25 protein-coding genes are annotated in these 23,245 nt (G+C 70.9%); 22 read left to right on the forward strand and 3 right to left on the reverse strand.

Going from position 1 to position 23,245, the window contains the following annotated elements; translation table 11 throughout:
* The first annotated feature begins 44 nt into the window (after nucleotides 1–44).
* From BLR90_RS00740 to BLR90_RS00770, 7 genes are all read left to right on the forward strand, one after another.
* A complete protein-coding gene (locus BLR90_RS00740) occupies nucleotides 45–458 on the forward strand; it encodes a TadE/TadG family type IV pilus assembly protein (RefSeq protein ID WP_091021666.1) in 414 nt (137 codons plus the stop codon).
* Nucleotides 459–487: 29 nt separating this feature from the next.
* Nucleotides 488–2,248, forward strand: coding sequence for a Tad domain-containing protein (locus tag BLR90_RS00745; protein ID WP_091021668.1), 1,761 nt, complete (start codon nucleotides 488–490; stop codon nucleotides 2,246–2,248).
* Between the two features lie 138 nt (nucleotides 2,249–2,386).
* Nucleotides 2,387–2,755, forward strand: a complete 369-nt coding sequence (locus tag BLR90_RS00750) for a YraN family protein (RefSeq protein ID WP_091021669.1) — start codon at nucleotides 2,387–2,389, stop codon at nucleotides 2,753–2,755.
* Entirely contained in the window at nucleotides 2,755–4,359 is a 1,605-nt protein-coding gene (locus BLR90_RS00755) for a YifB family Mg chelatase-like AAA ATPase (protein WP_091021671.1), read from the forward strand. The genes BLR90_RS00750 and BLR90_RS00755 overlap by 1 nt, the downstream gene beginning before the upstream one ends.
* Nucleotides 4,356–5,486, forward strand: a complete 1,131-nt coding sequence (gene dprA, locus BLR90_RS00760) for a DNA-processing protein DprA (protein WP_091021673.1) — start codon at nucleotides 4,356–4,358, stop codon at nucleotides 5,484–5,486. Before BLR90_RS00755 ends, dprA begins: the two co-directional genes overlap by 4 nt.
* 58 nt (nucleotides 5,487–5,544) lie before the next feature.
* A complete protein-coding gene (locus tag BLR90_RS00765; protein ID WP_091021675.1) occupies nucleotides 5,545–6,189 on the forward strand; it encodes a hemerythrin domain-containing protein in 645 nt (214 codons plus the stop codon).
* Between the two features lie 151 nt (nucleotides 6,190–6,340).
* A complete protein-coding gene (locus tag BLR90_RS00770; protein ID WP_091023127.1) occupies nucleotides 6,341–7,240 on the forward strand; it encodes a tyrosine recombinase XerC in 900 nt (299 codons plus the stop codon).
* Here the strand turns inward: BLR90_RS00770 and BLR90_RS00775 are convergent.
* Complete coding sequence (locus tag BLR90_RS00775; protein ID WP_091021677.1) at nucleotides 7,188–7,874, reverse strand: M23 family metallopeptidase; 687 nt, start codon at nucleotides 7,872–7,874, stop codon at nucleotides 7,188–7,190. The genes BLR90_RS00770 and BLR90_RS00775 overlap by 53 nt on opposite strands.
* 417 nt (nucleotides 7,875–8,291) lie before the next feature.
* Between BLR90_RS00775 and rpsB the strand changes: the two genes are divergently transcribed.
* From rpsB to BLR90_RS00845, 14 genes are all read left to right on the forward strand, one after another.
* Nucleotides 8,292–9,332, forward strand: a complete 1,041-nt coding sequence (gene rpsB / locus BLR90_RS00780) for a 30S ribosomal protein S2 (RefSeq protein WP_091021679.1) — start codon at nucleotides 8,292–8,294, stop codon at nucleotides 9,330–9,332.
* A gap of 137 nt (nucleotides 9,333–9,469) precedes the next feature.
* Entirely contained in the window at nucleotides 9,470–10,282 is an 813-nt protein-coding gene (tsf, locus tag BLR90_RS00785) for a translation elongation factor Ts (RefSeq protein ID WP_091021681.1), read from the forward strand.
* A 212-nt stretch (nucleotides 10,283–10,494) separates the two neighbouring features.
* Nucleotides 10,495–11,208, forward strand: coding sequence for a UMP kinase (gene pyrH / locus BLR90_RS00790; RefSeq protein ID WP_091021683.1), 714 nt, complete (start codon nucleotides 10,495–10,497; stop codon nucleotides 11,206–11,208).
* Nucleotides 11,209–11,245: 37 nt separating this feature from the next.
* Nucleotides 11,246–11,800, forward strand: coding sequence for a ribosome recycling factor (frr, locus tag BLR90_RS00795; RefSeq protein ID WP_218029325.1), 555 nt, complete (start codon nucleotides 11,246–11,248; stop codon nucleotides 11,798–11,800).
* A gap of 22 nt (nucleotides 11,801–11,822) precedes the next feature.
* Entirely contained in the window at nucleotides 11,823–12,698 is an 876-nt protein-coding gene (locus BLR90_RS00800) for a phosphatidate cytidylyltransferase (protein ID WP_091021686.1), read from the forward strand.
* Nucleotides 12,695–13,210 (forward strand): histidine phosphatase family protein, encoded by a 516-nt coding sequence (locus BLR90_RS00805; protein WP_170254225.1) that lies wholly within the window; start codon nucleotides 12,695–12,697, stop codon nucleotides 13,208–13,210. Before BLR90_RS00800 ends, BLR90_RS00805 begins: the two co-directional genes overlap by 4 nt.
* Nucleotides 13,211–13,245: 35 nt before the next feature.
* Nucleotides 13,246–13,563 carry a hypothetical protein gene (locus BLR90_RS00810; protein ID WP_091021690.1) on the forward strand — a complete coding sequence of 106 codons (318 nt, stop codon included), beginning with the start codon at nucleotides 13,246–13,248 and terminating at the stop codon, nucleotides 13,561–13,563.
* Nucleotides 13,564–13,565: 2 nt separating this feature from the next.
* The gene (locus BLR90_RS00815; protein WP_091021692.1) at nucleotides 13,566–14,351 is read left to right on the forward strand and encodes a prolipoprotein diacylglyceryl transferase; all 786 of its coding nucleotides are present in this window, start codon (nucleotides 13,566–13,568) and stop codon (nucleotides 14,349–14,351) included.
* Nucleotides 14,348–15,946 (forward strand): radical SAM protein, encoded by a 1,599-nt coding sequence (locus BLR90_RS00820; protein WP_218029321.1) that lies wholly within the window; start codon nucleotides 14,348–14,350, stop codon nucleotides 15,944–15,946. Before BLR90_RS00815 ends, BLR90_RS00820 begins: the two co-directional genes overlap by 4 nt.
* On the forward strand, nucleotides 15,943–16,251 hold the full coding sequence (locus BLR90_RS00825; protein ID WP_218029320.1) for a hypothetical protein: 309 nt from the start codon (nucleotides 15,943–15,945) through the stop codon (nucleotides 16,249–16,251). Before BLR90_RS00820 ends, BLR90_RS00825 begins: the two co-directional genes overlap by 4 nt.
* Before the next feature lie 37 nt (nucleotides 16,252–16,288).
* Complete coding sequence (locus tag BLR90_RS00830; protein ID WP_143016066.1) at nucleotides 16,289–16,684, forward strand: hypothetical protein; 396 nt, start codon at nucleotides 16,289–16,291, stop codon at nucleotides 16,682–16,684.
* On the forward strand, nucleotides 16,681–17,043 hold the full coding sequence (locus tag BLR90_RS00835; protein ID WP_091021698.1) for a hypothetical protein: 363 nt from the start codon (nucleotides 16,681–16,683) through the stop codon (nucleotides 17,041–17,043). The genes BLR90_RS00830 and BLR90_RS00835 overlap by 4 nt, the downstream gene beginning before the upstream one ends.
* Before the next feature lie 41 nt (nucleotides 17,044–17,084).
* Nucleotides 17,085–18,212 (forward strand): dual-specificity RNA methyltransferase RlmN, encoded by a 1,128-nt coding sequence (rlmN, locus tag BLR90_RS00840; protein WP_091021700.1) that lies wholly within the window; start codon nucleotides 17,085–17,087, stop codon nucleotides 18,210–18,212.
* A gap of 87 nt (nucleotides 18,213–18,299) precedes the next feature.
* Nucleotides 18,300–19,475: a glycosyltransferase family 4 protein gene (locus BLR90_RS00845; RefSeq protein ID WP_091021702.1), complete on the forward strand. Its 1,176-nt coding sequence runs from the start codon at nucleotides 18,300–18,302 to the stop codon at nucleotides 19,473–19,475.
* A gap of 85 nt (nucleotides 19,476–19,560) precedes the next feature.
* On the opposite strand, the gene BLR90_RS00850 is transcribed toward BLR90_RS00845, so the two are convergent.
* Nucleotides 19,561–20,643: an LOG family protein gene (locus BLR90_RS00850; RefSeq protein ID WP_091021704.1), complete on the reverse strand. Its 1,083-nt coding sequence runs from the start codon at nucleotides 20,641–20,643 to the stop codon at nucleotides 19,561–19,563.
* 30 nt (nucleotides 20,644–20,673) lie between these two features.
* Nucleotides 20,674–21,558, reverse strand: a complete 885-nt coding sequence (locus BLR90_RS00855) for a serine protein kinase RIO (protein ID WP_091021706.1) — start codon at nucleotides 21,556–21,558, stop codon at nucleotides 20,674–20,676.
* A 225-nt stretch (nucleotides 21,559–21,783) separates the two neighbouring features.
* On the opposite strand from BLR90_RS00855, the gene BLR90_RS00860 reads away from it, so the two are divergent.
* Nucleotides 21,784–23,241, forward strand: a complete 1,458-nt coding sequence (locus tag BLR90_RS00860) for a M1 family metallopeptidase (protein ID WP_091021708.1) — start codon at nucleotides 21,784–21,786, stop codon at nucleotides 23,239–23,241.
* Nucleotides 23,242–23,245: the final 4 nt, after the last annotated feature.

The following is a 23,245-nucleotide window of genomic DNA, read 5'->3' on the forward strand; positions in this document are numbered from 1 at the left end:
GCGGGGCAGCATGGGACAGTCCTCTGGGTCTAGGTGGTTCACGCATGATGGGTCGTCGTTCGAGGCGCCGTGACGACGGTGCCGCAGCCGTCGAGTTTGCGCTCGTCGCGCCGCTGTTGATCCTGCTGCTGATGGGCATCATCGGCTACGGCTACATGCTGAGTTTCCGTCAGTCGATCAGCCAGGCGGCTGCTGAGGGCGCTCGTGCGGCCGCCGTGGCGCCGGCCACGGCGAATCGGGAAGCGATTGCCAAGGCCGCGGTGGCCTCGGCCCTGGGCGTCACGTGCGGCAGTACCTACCTCGCGTGCACGGTCGCCTTCCCAGCGACTTGCACCTGCGTCGAGGTCACGGTCACCCACAGCTACAAGGCCGACCCCAGCAAGCCGGTCTTCCTCGGTCTCGGTCTAGTCATGCCCGACAAGCTCACTTACAAGTCCGTGGCGGAGGTCAGCCAATGAGGCGGCATGACGAGCGTGGGGGTGTCGCCGTGCTCACCGCAGCGGCGGTCGCCGTACTCGTCGCTGTAGCCGCCTTCGCTGTCGACCTGGGCATGCAGCGGGTCGTGCGCAGCGACATGCAGGCCCTGGCGGACGTCGTGGCGCTCGACACGGCGCGGCTCCTCAACGGTCGTACGGCCAAGCAGATCGAGGACGGCACCACGGGCCAGCCCGCGTTGAGCGCTGTGGTCGCCAGCAGCGTGGCACGCAACCAGGCGTCGCTCGGGAGGGTCAACAGCGTCACGGCCACCCTCATCTATGTGGTGGACGGGCTCAATGGCGAGCAGATCCCGAGCCGGACCGCCGCCGGTGCCCTCGTGGACGTCCCGGACAACAACACCCCGGACGCCGTCTACGTCGAGGCCGCCGGCGAGGTTGACTTCGCGTTCGCGCCGGGTAGCGGGGGGGGTGTGCGGACGGCCTTGGGCGTCGCCGACTCTGCAGCCTGCTTCCGCTTGGGGTCGTATGCCGCAGCTCTCAGGTCCGACAGCAGCGGTGTGTTGCAGCGAATTCTTGGTAACGCCTTGGGTGTTAATGCCATAGGTTATGAAGGCCTCGTGGACAGTTCGGTTTCTTTGGGCGGCATCGCCGCTGAGTTGGGCGCCGGTACGCCGCAGGACCTCATGAATACGGACGTCAGTGTTGCCAGCCTGGCAACGGCGATGGCAACAGTCCTGGCGCGAGAGGGCGGGCCGACCGCATCGACGCAAGTAGCAGTGCTTCGTACTCTCGGACAGTCATCCAATGCGACGGTCTTGAAGAAATTCAAGGTCGGCAGCGTCATGGACCTGACGACCGCTGGGCCAGCAGCACTTGTTACAAAGGTCAACGTGCTCGATTTGGTCGCCGCGACGGGCTTTCTGGCCAACGGAAACACAAGCGTGAAGACAGGCGTGATCTGGAATCTCCCGGCGGTCTCAAGAACTGAAATTGAGTTGAGCATATCTCAGGTGCCACAACTCGCCTGTGGCCGTGTTGGGTCCGCAATTGCGCGCACCGGGCAGTTTTCGTACCTTAGCAATCTCGACTACAGCCGCGGCAGTCAGATTGCGGGGCTGACATTTCAGGAAGATCCAGTGTTGGCTATCTCTGCGGATGTTGCGCGTGCACAAGGGACACTCACCGATCTTCGATGCGGTGCCGGCACGCTGCTTGACCAAGAGAAGTTGACTGTGCATGTGCGTCGGGAGGCGCCCAATTTGCAGTTCGACGTGCCCGTGCACCTCAAGGGATCGATCGACACGAGTGAGTACACAAAGAATCTGTCGACTCTATTGGCGACTTTGGACTACACGGCGACGCAGATCGTGAGCCTGCTTTCGAATCTCAACAAGATCAGGATCGATCTCGACCTAAGCTTCAATCTGGGTGCTCGCGCGGTGGGCGCCGCGACTGACAGCGACGTGCCCTTTGCACACCTGCCCGACCAGTACAACGTCGCCGTTCCTGTACCAGGGCGTTCTCCTGCCGCTATCCCGTCGGTCGTATTCGATCGATCATCGATTGGGGGGAAGGCGTGGCTGACCGTCGACGGTGTCGTCAAGGGGGAGGTCGCGCTCGGTGACGTAAACCTGGATTTCCTGCTGGCAGAAGTGAATTCGCGGATGATTCGCGACACCATCAATCCTCTAATCCAGAAGATCAATGACGTGATCACGCCGTTGAGCACAGCGCTCGGTGTGTCGCTGTATGGCGCTGACCTGTTCGCGCTGCCCCGACCGATGTGCGGGATCCCTGCCCTCGCGGGGTGACGAGTGTTTTCTGATTGATCTTGCTCTGGCCTCCGGTCGTCCACAGCAGTCCTCGTGGCGGCGTTGTCCCCAGGCCGGCCGCGCTCGGCCGCCCGGCGTCGGTCGCGGTGGTGACGCTGTCCTCCAGGAGGTCAGCAGATGACGACAACAGCAGCGAGCAAGCAGGCCGTGGGTGCCTACGGCGAGACGGTGGCGGCGCGCCACCTCGCGGAGACGGGGCTGCGGGTCCTGGAGCGCAACTGGCGGTGCGACGAGGGCGAGATCGACCTGGTGCTGCGCGACGGTGACGTGCTCGTGGTGTGCGAGGTCAAGACCCGCTCGAGCGACGTCTGCGGGTCACCGCACGAGGCGGTCTCGCCGGCCAAGCTCGACCGGCTGCGCCGGCTGGCGCACCGGTGGGCAGGCGATCACGGTCTCGAGCCACCCGAGACCCGGATAGACCTGGTCGCGGTCCGGCTGCCGCGTCGGGGCGCGGCCGAGGTCGAGCACGTGCGGGGGATCGGCTGATGCCTTTCGCCACGGCCCGCACGGTGTCCCTGCACGGCGCGCTCGGCCACCTGATCGACGTCCAGGCCGACGTGTCGCCCGGCCAGGTGCTCACGACCGTGGTCGGGCGCGCAGACGCGTCCCTGCACGAGGCACGCGACCGGTGCCGGATGGCGATCATCAACAGCGAGCTGGTGTGGCCGGCCACCAAGCGGATCACGATCCTGCTCTCGCCGGCCGACCTGATCAAGCGCGGCAGCCACTTCGACCTTGCGATCGCCGTGGCCGTGCTCGCCGCAGACGGCCGCCTCCCGCGGGCAGCGCTCGACTCGACGGTCCTGATCGGCGAGCTGACCCTCGACGGTGGCCTGCGCTCGGTGCCCGGGGTGCTGCCGATGGTGCTGGCTGCCGCCGAGCGCGGGATCACCCGCGTCTTCGTTCCGGAGCCGTTGGCCCGGGAGGCCTCGATGGTGCCGGGCATGACTGTCTTCGGGATGCGCTCCCTGGCCCAGGTCGTGGCCGAGCTGCGGGGCGAGGAGGTCCCCGAGGCAGCGCCCGTCGCGCCGATGTCGGGCAGCCGACTGCTCTCCTGGCGTGGGGCCGAGCGGCTCGAGGAGGTCGACCTGGCCGACCTGCGTGGCCTGACCGACGCCAAGTACGCCGTCGAGGTCGCGGCCGCGGGCGGTCACCACGTCCTGCTGTCCGGCCCCAAGGGGAGCGGCAAGACCAGCATCGCCGAACGGATCCCCACGATCCTGCCGCCCCTCACCGCCGAGGAGGCGCTCGAGCTGACGGCCATCCACTCCCTGGCGGGCACCCTCGAGCCGGGCGACGGCATGCTGACGCAGCCGCCCTACGCCTCGCCCCATCACGACGCCAGCAAGGCGAGCCTGATCGGCGGCGGCACCGGCTACGTCCGGCCCGGCGAGATCAGCCGGGCCCATTGCGGTGTCCTGTTCCTCGACGAGTTCCCGTTGTTCCGCAGCGACGTGCTCGAGGCGCTGCGTCAGCCTCTCGAGAGCGGCGACGTCACCATCGCCCGGCAGGAGGAGCTGGTCACCCTCCCGGCCCGCGGGATGCTCGTCTTTGCGTCCAACCCATGTCCCTGCGGGGAGTACCACGCGAAGGCCAGTGCCAACCGGTGCACCTGCTCCGAGAAGGTGCGCCGCGACTACCGCAACAAGATCACCGGCCCGCTGTCCGACCGGATCGACATCGTGCGCCACGTCGAGCCGCTGCTGCCGCACGAGAGCGCCGACCGGTTCGCGCGGCTCGAGCGCTCCGAGGAGGTCAAGGCCAGGGTCGCCGCGGCGCGGCTGCGCCAGGGCGAGCGCTACGCCGAGCGCAGCTGGCGGCTCAACGCCCACGCGCCGGGTCCGCTGCTGCGCGAGCACTGGCCGCTGGCACCGGCCGGCCAGCAGCTGGTCGACACCGAGCTGTTCTCGGGCCGGCTGAGCAGCCGGGGAGCGGTCCGGGTCCACCGGCTCGCGTGGACGGTGGCCGACCTGGCCGCCGTACGCACCGGTGCCGACGTGTCGCCGGGGGCCGACGAGGTGCAGCTCGCGCTGAGCCTGCGCACGGGCAACCCGCTCCCGGCCGGGTTCGCCGAGGTGCGGGCGTCGTGAGCGAGGTCGAGCGCCGGGCCAGAGCCGCGCTGAGCCGGCTCACCGAGCCCGGCGACCCCCGTCTCACCACGCTGGTCGCCGAGCACGGCGCCACCACGCTCTACGACCTGCTCCGGCACGATCGCGACGCCGGCGGGGTGCTCACCGACGTCGCCACCCGCCTGGCGTCCACCGACCCCGACCGTGAGCTCGAGCAGGCCGACCGGCTGGGCATCCGGTTCGTCATCCCCTCCGACGACGAGTGGCCGACCCAGATCGACGCGCTGGTGTCGGCCGGCCAGCTCCACGAGCGGGGCGGCCCGCCCATCGGGCTCTGGGCCAAGGGCCCGCTGCGTCTCGACCGTCTGGGGCAGTCGGTCGCCATCGTCGGGTCGCGGTCGTCCACGACCTACGGCGACCGGGTGGCCGGCGAGATCGCGGCGGTGGTGGCCAGGCAGGGGTGCCCGGTCATCTCCGGTGCGGCCTTCGGCATCGACCAGGCGGCCCACCGTGGCGCGGTCGCGATGGACGGGCCGAGCGTGGCGGTCCTGGCCTGTGGCGCCGACCGCGCCTACCCCGCCGCCCACACGCAGCTGATCGCCCACCTCGCGGAGACCGGGGCGGTGGTCTCCGAGGCGGCGCCCGGCTGCGCCCCCACGCGGATCAGGTTCCTGGCCCGCAACCGGCTGATCGCCGCCCTCTCGCGGGGCACCGTCGTGGTGGAGGCGGCCGTGCGCAGTGGCGCCCTCAACACCGCCAGCTGGGCGGGGCGCCTCAACCGGGTGGTGCTCGGGGTCCCGGGCCCCGTCGGCGCCGCCCAGTCGCAGGGGGTCCACCAGCTGATCCGGAAGGGATCCGCAGTGCTGGCGAGCACGGGCCAGGAGGTGCTCGAGATGGTGGGCCAGGCCGGCGAGCACCTCGTCGAGGATCCCCGCGCCCCGGTGCGGCCGCGCGACCGGCTGACGTCGCGCCACCGCCAGGTCCTCGACGCGGTGCCGGTGGCCCGGGCCGCCGGCAGCGACTCGGTTGCGCGCACCGCCGGGCTCGGGATCGTTGAGGTGCAGTCGGCGCTGCTCTACCTCCACCGCAACGGCCTCGTGGAGCACGACGACGACGGCTGGCGGCTCGCCGCCCTGGCGCACACATGAGTGGGGCGCGGTCTGAACCAGGGTGGTCGTAGCCCTCCGACCGTCCTAAGGTCACTGGATGGCCGTCACCATGACGATGAACCGGGTGATCCACGCCGCCGTACGCCGTGACCTCGCCCGGCTGGAGGCGGCGTTAGTCGACTTCCCGGCAGGCGACGCCGACGCCGACGACCGAGCGACCGAACTGCGGCGGGCCTACCGCTACCTGCGTGCCGAGCTCACGCGCCACCATGAGGGCGAGGACACCTGGATCTGGCCGATGCTCGCGTCCTTCGACGTCGACGCCACCTTGCTCACGGCGATGGAGTCCGAGCACCACGCGATGGCGGCGGCACTGGCGTCGGTGAGCGATGCGCTCGACCGGCTGGTGGAGACCCCCGACCTCCAGACCGCCGTGGCCGCCCGTACGACGGTGGCCGACGCCCGGGAGGTGGTCGACCAGCACCTCACGCACGAGGAGAACGACCTGGAGCCGAAGCTGTTGCCGCTGCTGGAGACCCCGGAGTGGCACGCGGTGGAGAAGAACCTCCGCAAGGCCTCGCCGTCGGTCGCCGGCGAGTTCTTCGCCTGGCTCCAGGACGGTATGGAAACCGAGCACCGGACCTTCCTGCGGTCCACGGTCCCGCCGCCGGTCACGTTCATCCTCGGCCGGATGTTCGGGCGGCGCTACCACCGCGAGGTGGCGCCCGTCTGGCAGCCCTGACTCCGTCGGCCTGACGCGGGCTGAGCCCGGCAGCGGCTCGCCGCGCGCGCTCACGTGTCGCGGCGGCGTGGCTTCCTAGACTCCGAGGGTGAGCCCCGAGACTCCTGCCGACGCGGTGGACGACACCGACGAGCGTGATCTCCCGGAGCCGATGGCACGCGTGCTGGGCGAGTACGAGCGGCACCTCGTCTCCGAGCGTGACCTCACCGCCCACACCGTGCGCGCCTACACCTCCGACGTCGCCGGCCTGCTCGAGCACGCCTCGCGCCTGGGCGGCACCGCCGTGACGGACCTCGACCTGCGCACCCTGCGCAGCTGGCTGGCCAAGCAGCAGACCCTGGGGCGCTCCCGGACGACCCTGGCCAGGCGCGCCACCGCCGCCCGGGTGTTCACCGCCTGGCTCGTGCGCACCGGCCGGGCGCCGGTCGACGTGGGGGCCTCCCTCGGCTCGCCCAAGGCGCACAAGTCGCTGCCGCCCGTGCTGCGCGCCGACGAGGCGAGGGACCTGATCGCCGCGGCGGCCACGCTCGCGGACGACGGCAGCCCGGTCGGGCTGCGCGACGTGGCGATGCTGGAGCTCCTGTACGCGACCGGGATCCGGGTCGGGGAGCTCGTCGGTCTCGACGTGGACGACGTCGACCGGGACCGCAACGTCGTCCGGGTCTTCGGCAAGGGGCGCAAGGAGCGCTCGGTGCCGTTCGGCCGTCCGGCCGCCCGGGCCCTCGACTTCTGGCAGCGCCAGGGACGACCGCACCTGCTGGTCGAGGGCTCCGGCCCGGCGCTGTTCCTCGGGACCCGGGGCAAGCGCATCGACCAGCGCGCGGTCCGCACCCTGGTCCACCGCCGCATCGCGGAGGTGCCCGGCGCCCCCGACATCGGTCCGCACGGGCTGCGGCACACCGCGGCCACGCACCTGCTCGAGGGCGGAGCGGACCTGCGCTCGGTCCAGGAGCTGCTCGGTCACGCCTCACTGGCCACCACGCAGCTCTACACGCACGTCACCACCGACCGCCTGCGCCGTGCCTACCAACAGGCGCACCCCCGGGCCTGATCAAGGGGAGAGCCCGGTGCAGTGCCTCCCACAGCGGGAGCCACCCGGCGTAGGGGAGCGGGAGCAGGAACGGCAGTGGCCGGGCCCGGGGCGCCGTCGACGACGGGGCCGGCGGCTCCGACCACAACGGAAGCAGTCGCACCGGACCGGCGCCGACCAGACGGAGCGGGTCGAGGTAGGTCTCGCCATCGATCCAGCCCCAGTGCAGGCAGGCGCGGGGGAAGCAGTGGGACCCGCTCAGCTCTAGCGAGCCCAGCGGTGTGCCGGCTGGCACCCGGTCGCCGACCGAGACGGTGGCGGTGACGGGCTCGTAGGTGGTGCGGGTGGCGCCGTGGCCCACCACGACCACCCCGCGGCCGGCGAGCTGGCCGGCGTAGGTGACGGTGCCGGGCAGGGCCGAGTGGACGGTCTGGCCGGTCCGCCCCGCGAGGTCTACCCCGCGGTGGCCGGGTCCGTAGGGCGAGGTGGGTGGGTCGAACGGCGCCATCACCTCCGGGACCGGGCGCAGCGGCCACTCGCCGACCGGATCCGGGTCCCCGGGCACGCCGGACGCCGCGCCGGCCACGAGGGACAGCACGACGCCCAGGACGACGGTGACGAGCCCGGGGAGCCGGGTCGGGACGGCGGTGGTCATGGCACGAGGGTGCCGGGGTACGGCGACGCTCGCGACCGGCCCGGGCGTACCTGAGGAAGAAGGCGCTCGGAGTGCGGGCTGTGGAGGGAAGATGGACCGGGACGGGCGCCGGACGCCGATTGGCGGCGCCTGCGGGCGCTCGACTAGTCTGGGCTCATCGGATCGCGGTTTCGGCTGCGCTCCGAAATTCGCACGCTCGCCGACCACGACGGGGCCCCTGGGCTCCGAACGCCCGTGGGCGACGACCCTCGGTCCCGCGAAGCCTCATGGCGGAGCAGGTCGGGTCGCGCGTGAGCGTCAGGCACGATCGGCACCCGCCGATCGTGGACGAACTGAAAACGACCGGAGTCACCGCCGGTGCGCCCTGCTTCAAGGGTGGACGTGACGGTGCTGGCTCCACACAGGAGAACACCCACCATGGCAGTTGTCACCATGCGCCAGCTCCTCGAGAGCGGCGTCCACTTCGGGCACCAGACCCGTCGCTGGAACCCCAAGATGAAGCGCTTCATCATGACCGAGCGCAACGGCATCTACATCATCGACCTCCAGCAGTCGCTGGCCTACATCGACCGCTCCTACGCCTTCATCAAGGAGACCGTCGCCCGCGGCGGCACCGTGATGTTCGTCGGCACCAAGAAGCAGGCGCAGGAGGCGATCGCCGAGCAGGCGACCCGCGTCGGCATGCCCTACGTCAACCAGCGTTGGCTCGGCGGCATGCTCACCAACTTCCAGACCGTGCACCAGCGGATCAACCGTCTCAAGGAGCTCGACGAGGTCGACTTCGACGACGTCGCCGGCAGCAGCCGCACCAAGAAGGAGCTGCTGCAGATGCGTCGCGAGCGCGACAAGCTGAACAAGTCGCTCGGCGGCATCCGCGAGATGACGCGCACGCCCGCCGCGGTGTGGATCGTCGACACCAACAAGGAGCACCTCGCCGTCGAGGAGGCCCGCAAGCTGAAGATCCCGATCGTCGGCATCCTGGACTCCAACTGCGACCCCGACCTGGTCGACTTCCCGATCCCGGGCAACGACGACGCGATCCGCGCCGTCGGGCTGCTGACCCGCGTGGTCGCCGACGCCGTGGCTGAGGGCCTCATCGCCCGCTCCGGCGCCAAGACCGAGAGCACCGCTCCCGGCGCGGCCGAGCCGCTGGCCGACTGGGAGCGCGAGCTCCTCGAGGGTGACGCCGCGAAGGCCGCCGAGACGGCGACCGCCGCCGACGCCGAGGCCCCCGCGTCCGAGGCGACGGGTGCCTCCACCGAGGGCGCCGCTGCCGCTGACGTCGCCGAGGCGGCGACCGACGCTCCCGCCGAGACCCCGGCCGAGACGCCTGCTGCTGAGGCGCCCGCCGAGGCCGTCACCGAGGAGCCGGCTGCCGAGGCGACCGAGACTCCTGCCGAGGAGCCGGCTGCCGAGGCCCCCGCCGCGGAGCCCGCGGCCGACGAGGCCAAGGCCTGATCGTCCCGACCGCGGTGGCGCGTACGACGTACGCGCCACCGCGCCGGTGACGGCGTTCAGCACGACGGCGCCTGACGGTGCCGGCACCACACCCCGCACTCTTTCCCGAGCCAGAACTCTCTGAGGGAGACAACACCATGGCGAACATCTCCGCCGCTGACGTCAAGAAGCTCCGTGAGCTCACCGGCGCCGGCATGATGGACTGCAAGAAGGCCCTGACCGAGGCCGACGGCGACTTCGACAAGGCCGTCGAGATCCTCCGCATCAAGGGCGGCAAGAAGATGGCCGAGCGCGCCGCCGAGCGCGAGGCGTCGGCCGGTCTGGTCGCCACCTCCGGTGGTGCCCTGGTCGAGCTCAACTGCGAGACCGACTTCGTGGCGAAGGGTGACCAGTTCGTCACCGCCGCCCAGGAGATCGCCGACGCCGCCGCCGCGGCCAAGGCCACCGACGCCGAGGCGCTCAAGGCCGTCCAGCTCGGCGACAAGACCGTGGGCGAGGTCGTCAACGACCTGGCCGTCTCCATCGGCGAGAAGATCGAGCTCGGCCGCGTGACCTACTTCGAGGGCCCGACCGTGGTCTACATGCACAAGCGTGCGGCCGACCTGCCGCCGGCCGTCGGCGTGCTCGTCGAGTACGACGGTGACGCCGACGCGGCCCGCGCCGCGGCGATGCAGGTCGCTGCCATGCGCCCGCAGTACCTCACCCGTGACGAGGTCCCGGCCGACGTCGTCGCCAAGGAGCGCGAGATCGCCGAGGCCACCTCGCGCGAGGAGGGCAAGCCCGAGCAGGCGATCGCCAAGATCACCGAGGGTCGCCTCAACGGCTTCTTCAAGGACGTCGTCCTGCTCGAGCAGCCCTCGGTCACCGAGAGCAAGAAGAGCGTCAAGACCGTCCTCGACGAGTCCGGCACCACCCTCAAGCGATTTGCTCGCTTCGAGGTCGGCGCGTAACCGAACGCACCTGGGCACGCACTGGGCTCGTTGTCGTCGGTCGACGGGGGGCTCCGCCCAAACCTCGCCTTCCCTCCTCCGCCTTGCCCAGCACGCACCCAGGCACGTTCGGCGATAGGGTCAGGGCACCAGACCATGCACGACAAGGAGGCCGGTTCGATGAGTGGAAGTCAGCTCATCGGACCGGCCTCACTCATGCGAAGGGAACCTGTGTGACCGGCTACAAGCGTGTCCTGCTCAAGCTCTCCGGCGAGGTCTTCGGCGGCGGCAAGGTCGGCGTCGACCCGGACGTCGTCCAGGGCATCGCCCGTGAGATCGCCGCCGTCCAGCGCGCCGGCATCCAGATCGCCGTCGTCACCGGTGGCGGCAACTTCTTCCGCGGCGCCGAGCTGCAGCAGCGCGGCATGGACCGCGTGCGTGCCGACTACATGGGCATGCTCGGCATCGTCATGAACTGCCTGGCGCTCCAGGACTTCCTCGAGAAGATGGGCATCGACACCCGGGTCCAGACGGCGATCACGATGGGCCAGGTCGCCGAGCCCTACATCCCGCGCCGCGCGATCCGGCACATGGAGAAGGGCCGCGTCGTGATCTTCGGCGCCGGCATGGGCATGCCCTTCTTCTCCACCGACACCGTCGCGGTCCAGCGCGCGCTCGAGAGCCGCTGCGAGGTGGTGCTCTACGACAAGTCGGGCGTCGACGGCATGTACACCGCCGATCCCAAGCTGGACCCCACGGCGACCAAGATCGACGAGATCACCTACGACGAGGCGATCCTCCAGGGCCTCCAGATCATGGACCAGACGGCGTTCACGCTCGCCAGCGAGAACAAGCTCCCGATGATCGTGTTCGGCATGGCCGAGGAGGGCAGCATCCTGCGCGCCGTGCAGGGTGAGAAGATCGGGACCCTGGTCCACCCGGGCTGACCACGAGCGCGACGCGACGAGCAAAGGAACCACCGTGATCAACGACATCCTCAACGAGGCCGACAGCAAGATGGACAAGTCGGTCGAGGCCACTCGCGAGGAGTTCGCGGCCATCCGGGCAGGTCGCGCGCAGCCCAGCATGTTCAGCAAGATCGTCGTCGACTACTACGGGTCCCCGACGCCGCTCCAGCAGCTGGCGTCGTTCACCGCACCCGAGGCGCGGATCATCCTGGTCGCCCCCTACGACATCGGCGCGATCGGCAACATCGAGCGGGCCATCCGCGACTCCGACCTCGGCGTCAACCCGTCCAGCGACGGCAAGATGCTGCGCTGCGTGTTCCCCGAGCTGACCGAGGAGCGCCGCAAGGAGTACATCAAGATCGCCAAGGCCAAGGCCGAGGACGGCAAGGTCGCGATCCGCAACCTGCGCCGCACCGCCAAGCAGAACCTCGAGAAGCTCGAGAAGGACGGCGACGTCGGCAAGGACGACGTCACCGGCGCGGAGAAGCGGCTCGACGCGACGACCAAGAAGCACACCGACGCCATCGACGAGATGCTCAAGAACAAGGAGGCCGAGCTGATCGAGGTCTGAGACCTCCTGGGCTCCACCTCCGATGACAGACACCTCCCCGGCGGCTCCTCCGCAGAAGGACCACGGTCGCGCGGGCCGGGACCTGCCGGCGGCGATCGCCTCCGCCGTCGTCCTGCTCGCCGCGATCGCGGCTTCCCTGTTCTTCTGGAAGCCCGCCTTCATGGTGATCGTCGTGATCGCCGTCGTCGTGGCGATCTGGGAGCTGCGCCGTGGGCTGTCGGCCAAGGGGATCGACATCCCCGAGGAGCCGCTGATGCTCGGCGGCGCGGTGATGGTCGTGGTCGCCTACCTGTACGGCGCGCCGGCGCTGGTGACCGCCACCGCCGTCACCGCCCTGGTCACGATGCTGTGGCTGCTGCGCCGCGGCATCGACGGCTACGTCAAGAACGCCAGCGCCTCGGTGTTCACCCTGGTCTACGTGCCGTTCCTCGGCTCGTTCGTCGCCCTGCTGCTCGCTGAGGGTGGCCTCGGCGGCGCCGGGCTGGACGACGACGGCGTCGCCGGCATCATCACCTTCATCCTGGTCACGATCTGCTCCGACACCGGCGGCTACGTCGCCGGCGTGCTGTTCGGGAAGCACCCGATGGCGCCGGTGATCTCTCCGAAGAAGTCCTGGGAGGGCTTCGCCGGATCTCTGCTCGCGACCATCGGCGCCGGCATCGTGCTCGTGGTCTACCTTCTCGACGGCGACTGGTGGGTCGGCGCGTGCCTCGGCGTCATCGTGGCCGTGATGGCGACCCTGGGAGACCTCTGCGAGTCGGTCATGAAGCGCGACCTCGGAATCAAGGACATGAGCCAGGTGATCCCCGGCCACGGCGGCCTGATGGACCGGCTCGACTCGTTGCTGGCGACGATCGCCCCGATCTGGCTGCTGCTGCACTACCTCGTCTTCGCGTGACCCTGTTCCTGGTCCGCCACGGGCGTCCGCTCGTCGACCGCGACCGTCCGGCCGCGGAGTGGGAGCTCGACCCCGCCGGCTTCGACGACGTCTGGGCGCTGCGCGAGTCGGAACGACTGCCGCGCCGCGCGACGTGGTTCTGCTCCCCGGAGCCCAAGGCGATCGGCACCGCCCAGCTCCTGACCGAGGGCGAGGTCGGCGTCGTCGACGACCTGCGCGAGCACGAGCGGCTCTCCACCGACTGGATAAGCGACTTCGAGGCCGTCGTACGGCGGGGGTTCGCCCACCCCGACCTGTCGGCCCACCCCGGCTGGGAGCCGCTGAGCTCCTGCCGCGACCGCGTCGTGCCCGCCGTACGACGGATCCTCGACGTGCACTCCGGCGAGGACGTCGTGCTGGTCGGGCACGGCACCGCGTGGACGGTGACCGTCGCCGACCTCACCGGCAGTGCGCCCGACCTGGACCGGTGGGCGGCGCTGTCCATGCCGGACCTCCTCGTCGTCCCGATCTGACGGTCTCGGCGCCCTCCGGGTGCCATGCTGAGCGCATGACGCAGCCCCTGCCGGAGCCCAAGCAGATTCGCGCCTGGCCGATCATCGGTGGGTTGGTCCTGGGTGTGGTCGTCTGCTGGGTCTGGATCACCGTGGCGCTCTTCGTCGGCTTCGGCGCCTCCTACGGCTACGACAACAACGCGGCTGCCATCGCGGCGGTCGCGCTCGCGGGCCTGCCGGTCGTGCTCGGCATCGTGTTCCTGGTCGTCCCGCGGACCCGGCAGCTCGGAGCCGGGTTCCTGATGGGCATCTCGATCGGCTTCATCGCCGGTGCCGGCGTGTGTGCCTCGTTGTTCGTGCCGGGGACGTTCTGAGGATGTACCCCACCCTCGGGCCCGTCCCGACCCACGAGCTCTTCGTGCTGCTCGGTGTCCTCGCCGCCGGTGCCGTCTTCGCCGTCGAGGCGCGCCGACGCGGCCAGACCGACGAGCGCCTCGCGTTCGTGATCCTCGGTGCGGTCCTCGGCGGCGCGATCTTCATGCGGATGGGCACCTGGCTCCAGCATGTCGACCTGCGCGACAACGCCTCGCTCGCCGAGCAGTGGCTCTACGGCAACCGCTCCATCCTCGGTGGCCTCGTCGGCGCGTGGCTGGGGGTCCACGTGGCCAAACGCCTCACCGGCTACCGCACCCGCACCGGCGACCTCTTCGCACCCGCGGTCGCGCTGGGCATGGTGATCGGCCGGGTCGGCTGCCTGCTCACCGAGACCCCCGGCACCCCCACCGCCGGCGGCTGGGGGATCACCATCGACGCGGCCGCCGCCGAACGCACCGGCGCCCCCGCCGGGGTCGGCCTGCACCCGTCGTTCGTCTACGAGATCGTCTTCCACCTGGTCGCGTTCGCCGTCCTGTGGTTCTGGCTGCGCCACCGTTCGCTGCCGCCGGGGGAGTCGTTCGTCTGGTACGTCGCGTCGTACGGCGTGTTCCGCTTCCTGGTGGAGTTCGTCCGCGGCAACGAGGTCGCCTGGGAGGGCCTGACCCGGCCGCAGCTGTTCCTGCTCGCGACCGTCCCGCTGGTGCTCGCCCGGATCGCCTACCAGGTATGCCGTGGTGCCTACCGTGACGCGCTCGCCCCCGCCGACCGAGAGCGGGTCCCCGCATGACCACGCCCCCCGAAGCCCAGGTCACGCAGGTGACCAGGGGAGCCGGGATGCCGCTGCGCGGCGACCGGATCCACCGCTACGTCAACGCGTTCTGTCCGCTGTGCCACGAGGAGAAGCCCGACCGGGCGCTCGCCGACGTGCGCCGCCTGTCGGGCTGGCTGGTGGAGCGCGGCGACCGGATCTGGCTCGAGCGCGGCTGCCCCGACCACGGCCTGGTCCGCACGATGTACGACGAGTCGCCCGAGATCCTGCGCTACCTCGAGGAGTGGACCGCGCCCACCAAGGTCCACGAGCCCGACCTGCGCGGCAACTTCAAGCCGGTGCCCTCGGCCTACGAGGACGGGCTGCCGGAGATGCAGACCCAGCACACCTGCATCCTGCTCGAGGACCTCCTCGACCACTGCAACCTCAAGTGCCCGACCTGCTTCGCCGAGTCATCGCCGGCGCTCGCGTCGGTCGCCTCGCTGGAGCAGGTGCTCGCCTCGATCGACGCGCGCCTGGCCCGCGAGAACGGCCGGATCGACGTGCTCATGCTCTCGGGCGGCGAGCCGACGCTCTACCCGCAGCTCGCCGAGCTGCTCGACGCCGTCACCGCCCGGCCCGTCGTACGGATCCTGATCAACACCAACGGCCTGCTCGTCGCCCAGGATGACGCCCTCCTGGCGCTGCTCACCAAGCACCGCGAGCGGGTCGAGATCTACCTCCAGTACGACGGCGGGTCGGCCGAGGCGTCGACCTACCACCGCGGTGCCGACATCCGGCGCTTCAAGGACCGCGCGATCGAACGGCTGTCGGCCGCGGGCATCTTCACGACGCTGACGATGACGGCCGCGCTCGGGGTCAACGACGACGAGATCGGGTTCGTGCTCAAGCGCGCCCTCGACACGCCGTACGTCGGTGGCGTCACCATCCAGCCGGTCTTCGGCAGCGGGCGCTCGGGCACGATCGACCCCCTCGAGCGGCTGACCCACACCGGGGTGCTGTCGCGGCTGGAGGCGCAGACCAACGGCGTGGTCACCTGGCGCGACCTCACGGCGCTGCCGTGCTCGCACCCGCACTGCTGCTCGGTGGGCTACCTGATGCGCGACGACTCCGGCACGTGGAGCTCGCTCACCAAGCTGATCGGGCACGACCGGCTCAAGCAGTGGCTCGACCTCGAGCCCGACCTGCTCGCCAACCGGATCGCCGACGACACCATCCCCGACGCCATGCGGCAGATCGTGAAGGGCTCGCTGCTCGACCTGCTCTCGGAGCAGTCGTCGCTCTCGCACCCCTCGATGGGCACGATCTGGCGCGACATCTGCCAGAACTGCGACCTCGGCATCGGCACCCTCACCGCCCTCGCGTCCAGCAAGCTGCCCGGTCAGCACCAGCGGCTGCGCCGGATGCTGGGGGAGCGGGTGCTGCGGGTGACGGTCAAGCCGTTCATGGACATGGACACGATGATCGAGGAGCGGCTCACCCAGTGCTGCGTGCACGTCGCCACGGTCCACGAGGAGACCGCCGCCCACCAGTGCGCGCCCTTCTGTGCCGTCCAGGCGTGGGCGCCGCTGAGCCGGACCCGCATCTCGACCGCGACCGGCGGCCGGCCGTGAGCCACGACCCCCGCATGGTGGAGCCGCAGCGCGTGGCCGCCGGCGACGGGCCGGGCGACGAGGCGCCGTACGACCCGCTGCGGCTGTGCATCTTCGCCACCGTCGCGCTCATCGCGTGGCTGCTGGGCCCGGTCGCCGTGGTCGGCTTCGCCGCGGTGGGCTTCGCCGGCTACTGGCGGGCGCGCCGGGCCGGGCTGCTCCGGTCGCGCTGCAAGCTGGGCGACACCCGGATCGTGCTGGTCTACCTGGCCGCCGTGGCCGCCGTCGGCGCGGCCGGGATCGCGCTCGGCTGGTGGGTGTGGTGACCCCGGCTCCCGGCTCCACCGGACCTAGAGTGAACGCGTGAGCGACCACCCCCCTCCGCCGTACGGCGGTCCGCCGCCGGGCCAGTGGGGCCCGCCCGGCCAGTGGGGCGCTCCGCCGCCCCCGCGACCGCCCGGTGGGCTGCCGGTGTGGGGTCAGGTGCCGACCGGCGCCGGGATCGGGCTCGTGATCCGCGGGGTGCTGATGGGTGTGGTGCTCGCGATCCTGGCCACGAGCGGCTCGGCGGACATCTCCGGCGAGACCATCTTCGCGCTCGTCGTGCTCGTCCCCCTCGCGTGCCCCGTGCCACTGTTGTTCTTCCGCCACACGCGGATGTGGGCCGTCGGCCTGCTGATCGGCATCGGCCTGACGACCATCTCGCTCGCGGGTGCCTGCGCGCTCATCATCAACGGACTGTCGGAAGGCGCCGTATGACCACCGACCACCCTCTCGACAACGGGATCGACGACGAGCCCACGACCCGACCGCCCGACTGGTGGCACCGCGACCACCCGACGTTCACCGCCCTGACCGGGTTCTTCACCGGGCTGGCGTTCGTGATCGTGATCCCCGGGGCGTTCGCTGCGATCCTGAGCGCGCTCTTCGACTACGAGACCGCCGAGGACCTCTTCCCGTTCGTGGTGCTCACGCTGGCCGTGCCGATCGGGCTGCTGGTGGCGCCGCGGACGCGACGCTTCGGGCGCTACCTGCTGATCGGCATGGTGACCACGCTGCTCGTCGTAGTGGGTGTGGCCGCGTTGGTGCTCTGGGTGCTGGTGAGCCGCGAAGGCTGACGTTTTCGCCGGGTCCTCGCGCGGTGGGACACTGGTCGCCTATGTCCGAGCCGATCAAGACCCTCCCGCTCGTCTTCGACGAGCCCCGCGGCCGCAAGAAGCCTCCGCGCCACCTCGCCGACCTCACGGCCGTCGAGCGCAAGGAGCTGCTGGAGGAGCAGGGACTGCCGGGCTTCCGCGCCAAGCAGCTCTCGACCCACTACTTCTCACGCCTGGTCGACGACCCGGAGCAGATGACCGACCTCCCGGCCGGCCAGCGCGCCGAGCTGGTCGAGGCGCTGCTGCCGACGCTGATGACGCCGCTGCGCACGATGGAGGCCGACAAGGGCACCACCCGCAAGACGCTGTGGCGGCTCTTCGACGGTGCGCTCGTCGAGTCGGTGCTGATGCGCTACCCCGGTCGGGTCACGATGTGCGTGTCCAGCCAGGCCGGCTGCGGCATGGCCTGCCCGTTCTGCGCGACCGGCCAGGGTGGCCTCCAGCGCAACATGTCCACCGCCGAGATCGTCGAGCAGGTCCTGGCGGGCGCCCGTGCGCTGGCCCGCGACGAGGTGCCCGGTGGCCCCGGACGCGTCTCCAACGTGGTCTTCATGGGCATGGGTGAGCCGCTGGCCAACTACAAGGCCGTGATCGGCGCCGTACGCCGTCTCGTCGACCCCTCGCCCGACGGCCTGGGCATGTCCGCGCGTGGCATCACCGTCTCGACCGTCGGCCTGGTGCCGCGGATCAACCAGCTGACCGAGGAGGGCATCCCGGTCACGCTCGCGCTGAGCCTGCACGCGCCCGACGACGAGCTGCGCAACGAGCTGGTCCCGATCAACACCCGCTACTCCGTGGCCGAGACGGTCGAGGCCGCCTGGAACTACGCCCGGGTCACCAAGCGCCGCGTCTCCATCGAGTACGCCATGATGCGCGGCATCAACGACCAGGCCCATCGCGCCGACCTGCTCGGCGACGTCCTCAACTCCTACGGCGACTGGGGCTGGGTCCACGTCAACTTGATCCCGCTCAACCCGACGCCCGGCTCCAAGTGGACCGCGTCCGACCCGGCCGACGAGCGCGAGTTCGTCCGCCGGCTCGAGGCCAAGGGCATCTCGACCACCGTGCGCGACACGCGTGGTCGCGAGATCGACGGCGCCTGCGGCCAGCTGGCCGCCACGGAGGCCTGAGCCGCACCACCGTCGTACGGGCGACGTTCACGCGACAGCCACGCGGGGCTCGACCGCTGTTGCGGGGGCGCTCCTAGCGTCAGAGCCATGGCCGAGCTGCTCGCGCTGCCCTCCCAGACCGCCCTCACCGACCGACCCCTCCGCGTGCTCGTGGTCGCGGAGTCCTTCCTGCCGCAGGTCAACGGCGTCACCAACTCGGTCCGGCGGGTGCTCGAGCACCTCGAGGCCGAGGGTCACCACGCCGTGCTCGTGGCGCCCACGGGTCCGGAGTCCTACTCCGGCTTCCCAGTGGTCCACGCCCGGGGCGCCAACCTGCCGCTCTACCCCGACTTCCGGATCGGGCTCGAGACGCGTCGTCGGCTGAGGTCGGTGATGGAGCGGTTCCGTCCCGACGTGGTCCACATCGCCTCGCCGGCGACGCTCGGCTACCAGGCGGCGAAGGCCGCCCAGCACCTGGGGATCCCGACGGTGGCGATCTACCAGACCGACCTGGTCGGGTTCGCCGAGCGGTACGACGTACCGGGTGGCGCGCGGGCGATGGCGGCGCTGACCCGGCGGATCCACACCCGGGTCGACCTGACCCTGGCGCCCTCCTCGGCGAGCCTCGCGCAGCTGCGCGACCTCGGGATCCCGGGCACCTCGTTGTGGCCGCGCGGCGTCGACGCCCAGACCTTCCACCCGGTGTGGCGCTCGCCGGAGCTGCGTCAGCGGCTCGCCCCCGACGGCCGGCTGCTCGTGGGCTACGTCGGCCGGCTCGCGCCCGAGAAGGAGCTCCACCTCCTGACCCACCTGGCGGACGACCCGCGCTACGCGCTCGTGGTCGTCGGCGGCGGCCCGGAGGAGCAGCGGTTACGCACCCTGCTCCCCGGTGCTGCCTTCCTCGGCGTCCTGCACGGCGAGGACCTGAGCCGCGCCTACGCGTCCCTCGACGTCTTCGTGCACACGGGCCGGCACGAGACCTACTGCCAGTCCGCGCAGGAGGCGCTCGCCTCCGGCGTCCCCGTCGTGGCGCCGCGGGCCGGGGGACCGGTCGACGTCGTCCGGGACGGGGTCGCGGGCTACCTCTACGAGCCCGGCGACGGCCGCGACCTCGCGGCGTACGTCGACCGCCTGGCCTCCGACAAGCTGCGCCGCCGGGTCATGGGCCTGGCCGCCCGTCGCAGCATCGGCGACCGCACCTGGGGCTCGGTCAACACCGCACTCGTCGACCACTACCGCGATGTCGTCGCCACCCGCCGTACCCCCCAGCGCCTCGTCGGTTGACCCGTCACAAACTCGCAGGATCTCCCATTGACCCGTCCGAAACTTTCGGGCGGGTCAACACGAATTTGCGTCAGTTTGTGACGGGTCAACCTGTTACCACGGCGACCGCCTCGTCCACGGTGTCGACGAGGTGCACGTGGTCTTCCATGGCGCGGCCGCGGGCGAGCCGCTTGAGCAGCGGCCAGGCGGGGACGGTCTCGGTCCAGTGCTCGCGGCCGACCAGGACCATCGGGGCGACCGAGGACTCGTCGGCGTAGTAGTTCTCGCAGCCGTCCTGGAAGATCTCCTGCACCGTGCCGCCGGCGCCGGGCAGGAAGACGATGCCGGCGTCGCAGACCTCGAGCAGGATCGCCTCACGGGTCGAGTTGCGGAAGTACTTCGCGATCGCGGTGGCGAACAGGTTGGCCGGCTCGTGGCCGTAGTGCCAGGTCGGGATGCTGAGGCTCTCGCAGCCCGCGCCGAACCGGTCGAGCACCGCGCGGGCGCTCGTGACCCAGGCGTCGACCGAGGGGTGGTACGACGGCGCGGCAGCCAGCAGCGACACCGCCTCGTCCAGCGCCTCGGCCGGGTGCTGCGCGAGGCGCGCCCCCAGGTTGCCGGCCTCCATCGCGCCCGGGCCGCCGCCGGTCGCCACCACCAGGTCCCGGCCGAGCCCGGCACCGAGCCGCACCGCCTCGGCGTACGTCGGCTCGCCCCGCACCAGCGCGTGCCCGCCCATGACCCCGACCAGTCGGCGTCCGCTGGTCCACGCGAGCAGGGCGTGGTCGATGGCGTGGTCGTGCAGGGCCCGGGCGAGGGTGGCGTCCTGGCCCGGGTCCTCCTGCGACCAGGCGTAGGCGGTGGCGTCGAGACTGGCGGCGTAGGGCGTGGCGTCGTAGAGCTCGTCGGGCGTGTAGAGCTCGCCGCGGTAGACGTCGACCGGCACCCGGCCGATCGCGGGCAGCACCAGCGCGCCCGCGGCCTCGACCTGCTCGGCCGCACCGGGTGCGAACGTGCAGCCGAGGAACGTCGCTCCCGACAGGTCGCGCGCGAGCAGCGCGCCGGACCTCTCGGTGAGGTCCAGCGCGTGCAGCCGCCAGCCGGAGAGCTGCCGCGCGCCCTCGGCCAGGCGCCGGTCGAGATCGGTCAACGACTCGACGCGGACGCCGCGGCCTCGGGTGCGCTTCACACCGGCGAATCTACTGTCCGGGGCCGCCGGTCAGAACGCGTGTGCCATCAGCTCCCCGAACAGCTCCTGCTCGTCCACGGCGAGTCCCTTGTGGCGGAACCAGCCGCAGATGTTGGTGCAGTCGCGCATCAGGAAGTCCAGACCCGCGGCGTTGCCGACGAGATCGACGACCTGAGGAAGATCGATGATCACGAGCCGCTCGCCCGCGGCGAGGATGTTGTACGCCGACAGGTCGCCGTGCACGACGCCCTGCTGCACCATCGTCGCCATCGCGTCCCGCAGCTGCTCGAAGTACGACGTCAGCAGTGCGGGAGACGGCCGGGTCTGGGCCAGCCGCGGGGCGGTCTCGCCGTCGACGGTGACCCACTCCATCAGGATCTCGGTGCCGTCGATCTGGACGGGGTAGGGGACCGGCAGCCCGGCCAGCCACATCCGGTTGAGCGCGTTCCACTCCGAGACCGCCCACTCGCCCGCGGCGACCTGCTTGCCCCACGTCGACTTGCGCTTGAGCGCGCGCTCGTCGCGGGACCGCTTGGTGCTGCGGCCCTCCGTGTAGGTCGCGGAGCGGTGGAACGTGCGGTGCTCGCTGCTCCGGTAGCGCTTGGCCGCCATCACGACCGAGCGTTCCGGCTCCAGCGGATCGCAGCGCTCCAGCAGGAAGACGTCGGCCTCCTTGCCGGTCTTGAGGATGCCGAGGTCGGTGTCCACGGCGCCCTGGGAGGTGACCAGCCAGTCGGGCCGGGGTTCCGGGCCGCGGCACAGCGGCTCGACGGAGAGCCAGGTGGACCAGCGCTGGGCGGGGTCCTCGAGCTCGTCGTACGTCGCGAAGTCGAAGACGAAGGACGGGTCGAGCTCGTCGGGGGTGGGTTCAGCGATCGGTGGAAACGTGAAGGGACTGTCGTCCGGGAGAGACATGGGTGTCGGTGCTCCAGAGATTCGAGAGGGAGTGGTCTGCGGACAGGCCAAGGACAGTCATGGACATGTCAGCTCCTCTCGACGAGCACCGGCACAGCGCCGACAGCTGGCACCAGGGTGATCCACGGTCGTCCCCCCGGGCAACTGATTTAAGGAAAGTTTCGGAGGGCTCGGGACCGGTGTGTCAGGGAGCAGGTGGGTCCCCGGCTTCGCTAGGTTCGGGTCATGCAGCCTGACGGGTCGGGCGCGCGTGGCCGGCGGCTCTCGGCGTACGCCGTGGCCCTGCCCCTTCTCCTCGCGCTCGTCACGTCTATCGGGCTGGGGCCGACCTCGGCCTCGCTCGCGGACGAGCCGGCGCCGGTCGGCGGCTCCGGCATCGGCGACGGCTACTTCCCGCTCGACGGCAACGGCGGCATCGACGTCCAGCGCTACGAGGTCCACGACCGCTACGAGTTCCTCAGCCGGCGGCTGAGCGGCTGGACCCGGCTGACCGTCACCGCCACCGAGCCGTTGGCCGCGTTCAACCTGGACCTGCTGCTCCCCGTGCGCTCGGTCTCCGTCGACGGCGCGGAGGCCCCGTGGTCGCGCCCCAACCGGCACGAGCTCCAGATCGCACCCGTGACGCCGATCGCCACCGGCCAGACCTTCGACGTCGTGGTGGAGTACGTCGGTCGCCCCGGCCGGATCGGTTGGCGCGGTGAGTCCAACTGGGTCGCCAGCGACCACGAGGTGGTCGCGGTCAACCAGCCGCACATGGCGGCCTGGTGGTTCCCCTCCAACGACCATCCCCGCGACAAGGCGGTGATCGACGTCTCGATCACCGTGCCGCGGCGCAAGAGCGTCGTCTCCAACGGCGAGCTCGTCGGCCGGGTGGTCCACGACGGCCTGGCCACGACCCGGTGGCGCTCCGAGCAGCCGATGGCGCCCTACCTCGCGTTCTTCGCGGCCGGCCCGTTCCAGGTCGAGCGCGGCACCCACCAGGGTCTTCCCTGGCTGGTGGCGGTGTCGCGGTCGGTGCCGGTCGGCGACTTCGAGCGGTCCCTGCGTCTCATGCGGCGCTCCGCGCGGCTGACCCGGTGGCTGGAGTCCCAGCTCGGCACCTACCCGTTCGGCTCGGTCGGCGGCGTCACCACCAGCCTCAACCCCGGCTTCGCCCTGGAGAACCAGGGCCGGCCGGTCTACCCCGTCATGGCCGGCGGCGGCCGCACGATCGTCGTCCACGAGCTCGCCCACCAGTGGTTCGGCAACTCCGTGTCCGTCCAGGACTGGAGCGACATCTGGCTCAACGAGGGGGCGGCGACCTTCATGGAGGTCCGCCACGCGGAGACGCACGGCGGCCCCAGCGGCCAGCAGTGGCTGGAGTCGCTCTACGACGAGTGCTTCCACGACACACAGTTCTGGCGGCTCCGGCTCGACGACCCCGGCCCCGGCCGGATCTTCGACACCGCGGTCTACGAACGCGGGGCGATGACGTTCCAGGCTCTGCGCCACAAGATCGGCGAGGAGCCGTTCTGGCGCCTCATGCGCCGCTGGGTCGCCGACAACCGCGGCGGCAACGCCTCGACGGCCGACTTCGAGGCGCTCGCCGAGCAGGTCGCCGGCACTCCGCTGGACGAGTTCTTCGACGTCTGGCTGCGCGGTACGACGCGCCCGGGCCGCACCGCGGCCAACGGCCTCGGCTGAGCGG

The organism is Nocardioides szechwanensis, assembly GCF_900103935.1.
GTDB classification, from domain to species: Bacteria; Actinomycetota; Actinomycetes; order Propionibacteriales; family Nocardioidaceae; genus Nocardioides; species Nocardioides szechwanensis.

Bases quoted from the DNA above. Each gene is read 5' to 3' on its own strand.
- BLR90_RS00755 (WP_091021671.1), top strand. From the start codon at position 2,755: ATGCCTTTCGCCACGGCCCGCACGGTGTCCCTGCACGGCGCGCTCGGC.
- BLR90_RS00770 (WP_091023127.1), top strand. From the start codon at position 6,341: ATGGCACGCGTGCTGGGCGAGTACGAGCGGCACCTCGTCTCCGAGCGT.
- tsf (WP_091021681.1), top strand. From the start codon at position 9,470: ATGGCGAACATCTCCGCCGCTGACGTCAAGAAGCTCCGTGAGCTCACC.
- BLR90_RS00765 (WP_091021675.1), top strand. From the start codon at position 5,545: ATGGCCGTCACCATGACGATGAACCGGGTGATCCACGCCGCCGTACGC.
- BLR90_RS00815 (WP_091021692.1), top strand. From the start codon at position 13,566: ATGTACCCCACCCTCGGGCCCGTCCCGACCCACGAGCTCTTCGTGCTG.
- BLR90_RS00855 (WP_091021706.1), bottom strand. From the start codon at position 21,558: ATGTCTCTCCCGGACGACAGTCCCTTCACGTTTCCACCGATCGCTGAA.
- BLR90_RS00860 (WP_091021708.1), top strand. From the start codon at position 21,784: ATGCAGCCTGACGGGTCGGGCGCGCGTGGCCGGCGGCTCTCGGCGTAC.
- BLR90_RS00750 (WP_091021669.1), top strand. From the start codon at position 2,387: ATGACGACAACAGCAGCGAGCAAGCAGGCCGTGGGTGCCTACGGCGAG.
- BLR90_RS00835 (WP_091021698.1), top strand. From the start codon at position 16,681: ATGACCACCGACCACCCTCTCGACAACGGGATCGACGACGAGCCCACG.
- rlmN (WP_091021700.1), top strand. From the start codon at position 17,085: ATGTCCGAGCCGATCAAGACCCTCCCGCTCGTCTTCGACGAGCCCCGC.
- BLR90_RS00845 (WP_091021702.1), top strand. From the start codon at position 18,300: ATGGCCGAGCTGCTCGCGCTGCCCTCCCAGACCGCCCTCACCGACCGA.
- rpsB (WP_091021679.1), top strand. From the start codon at position 8,292: ATGGCAGTTGTCACCATGCGCCAGCTCCTCGAGAGCGGCGTCCACTTC.
- BLR90_RS00740 (WP_091021666.1), top strand. From the start codon at position 45: ATGATGGGTCGTCGTTCGAGGCGCCGTGACGACGGTGCCGCAGCCGTC.
- BLR90_RS00810 (WP_091021690.1), top strand. From the start codon at position 13,246: ATGACGCAGCCCCTGCCGGAGCCCAAGCAGATTCGCGCCTGGCCGATC.
- BLR90_RS00820 (WP_218029321.1), top strand. From the start codon at position 14,348: ATGACCACGCCCCCCGAAGCCCAGGTCACGCAGGTGACCAGGGGAGCC.
- BLR90_RS00775 (WP_091021677.1), bottom strand. From the start codon at position 7,874: ATGACCACCGCCGTCCCGACCCGGCTCCCCGGGCTCGTCACCGTCGTC.
- BLR90_RS00800 (WP_091021686.1), top strand. From the start codon at position 11,823: ATGACAGACACCTCCCCGGCGGCTCCTCCGCAGAAGGACCACGGTCGC.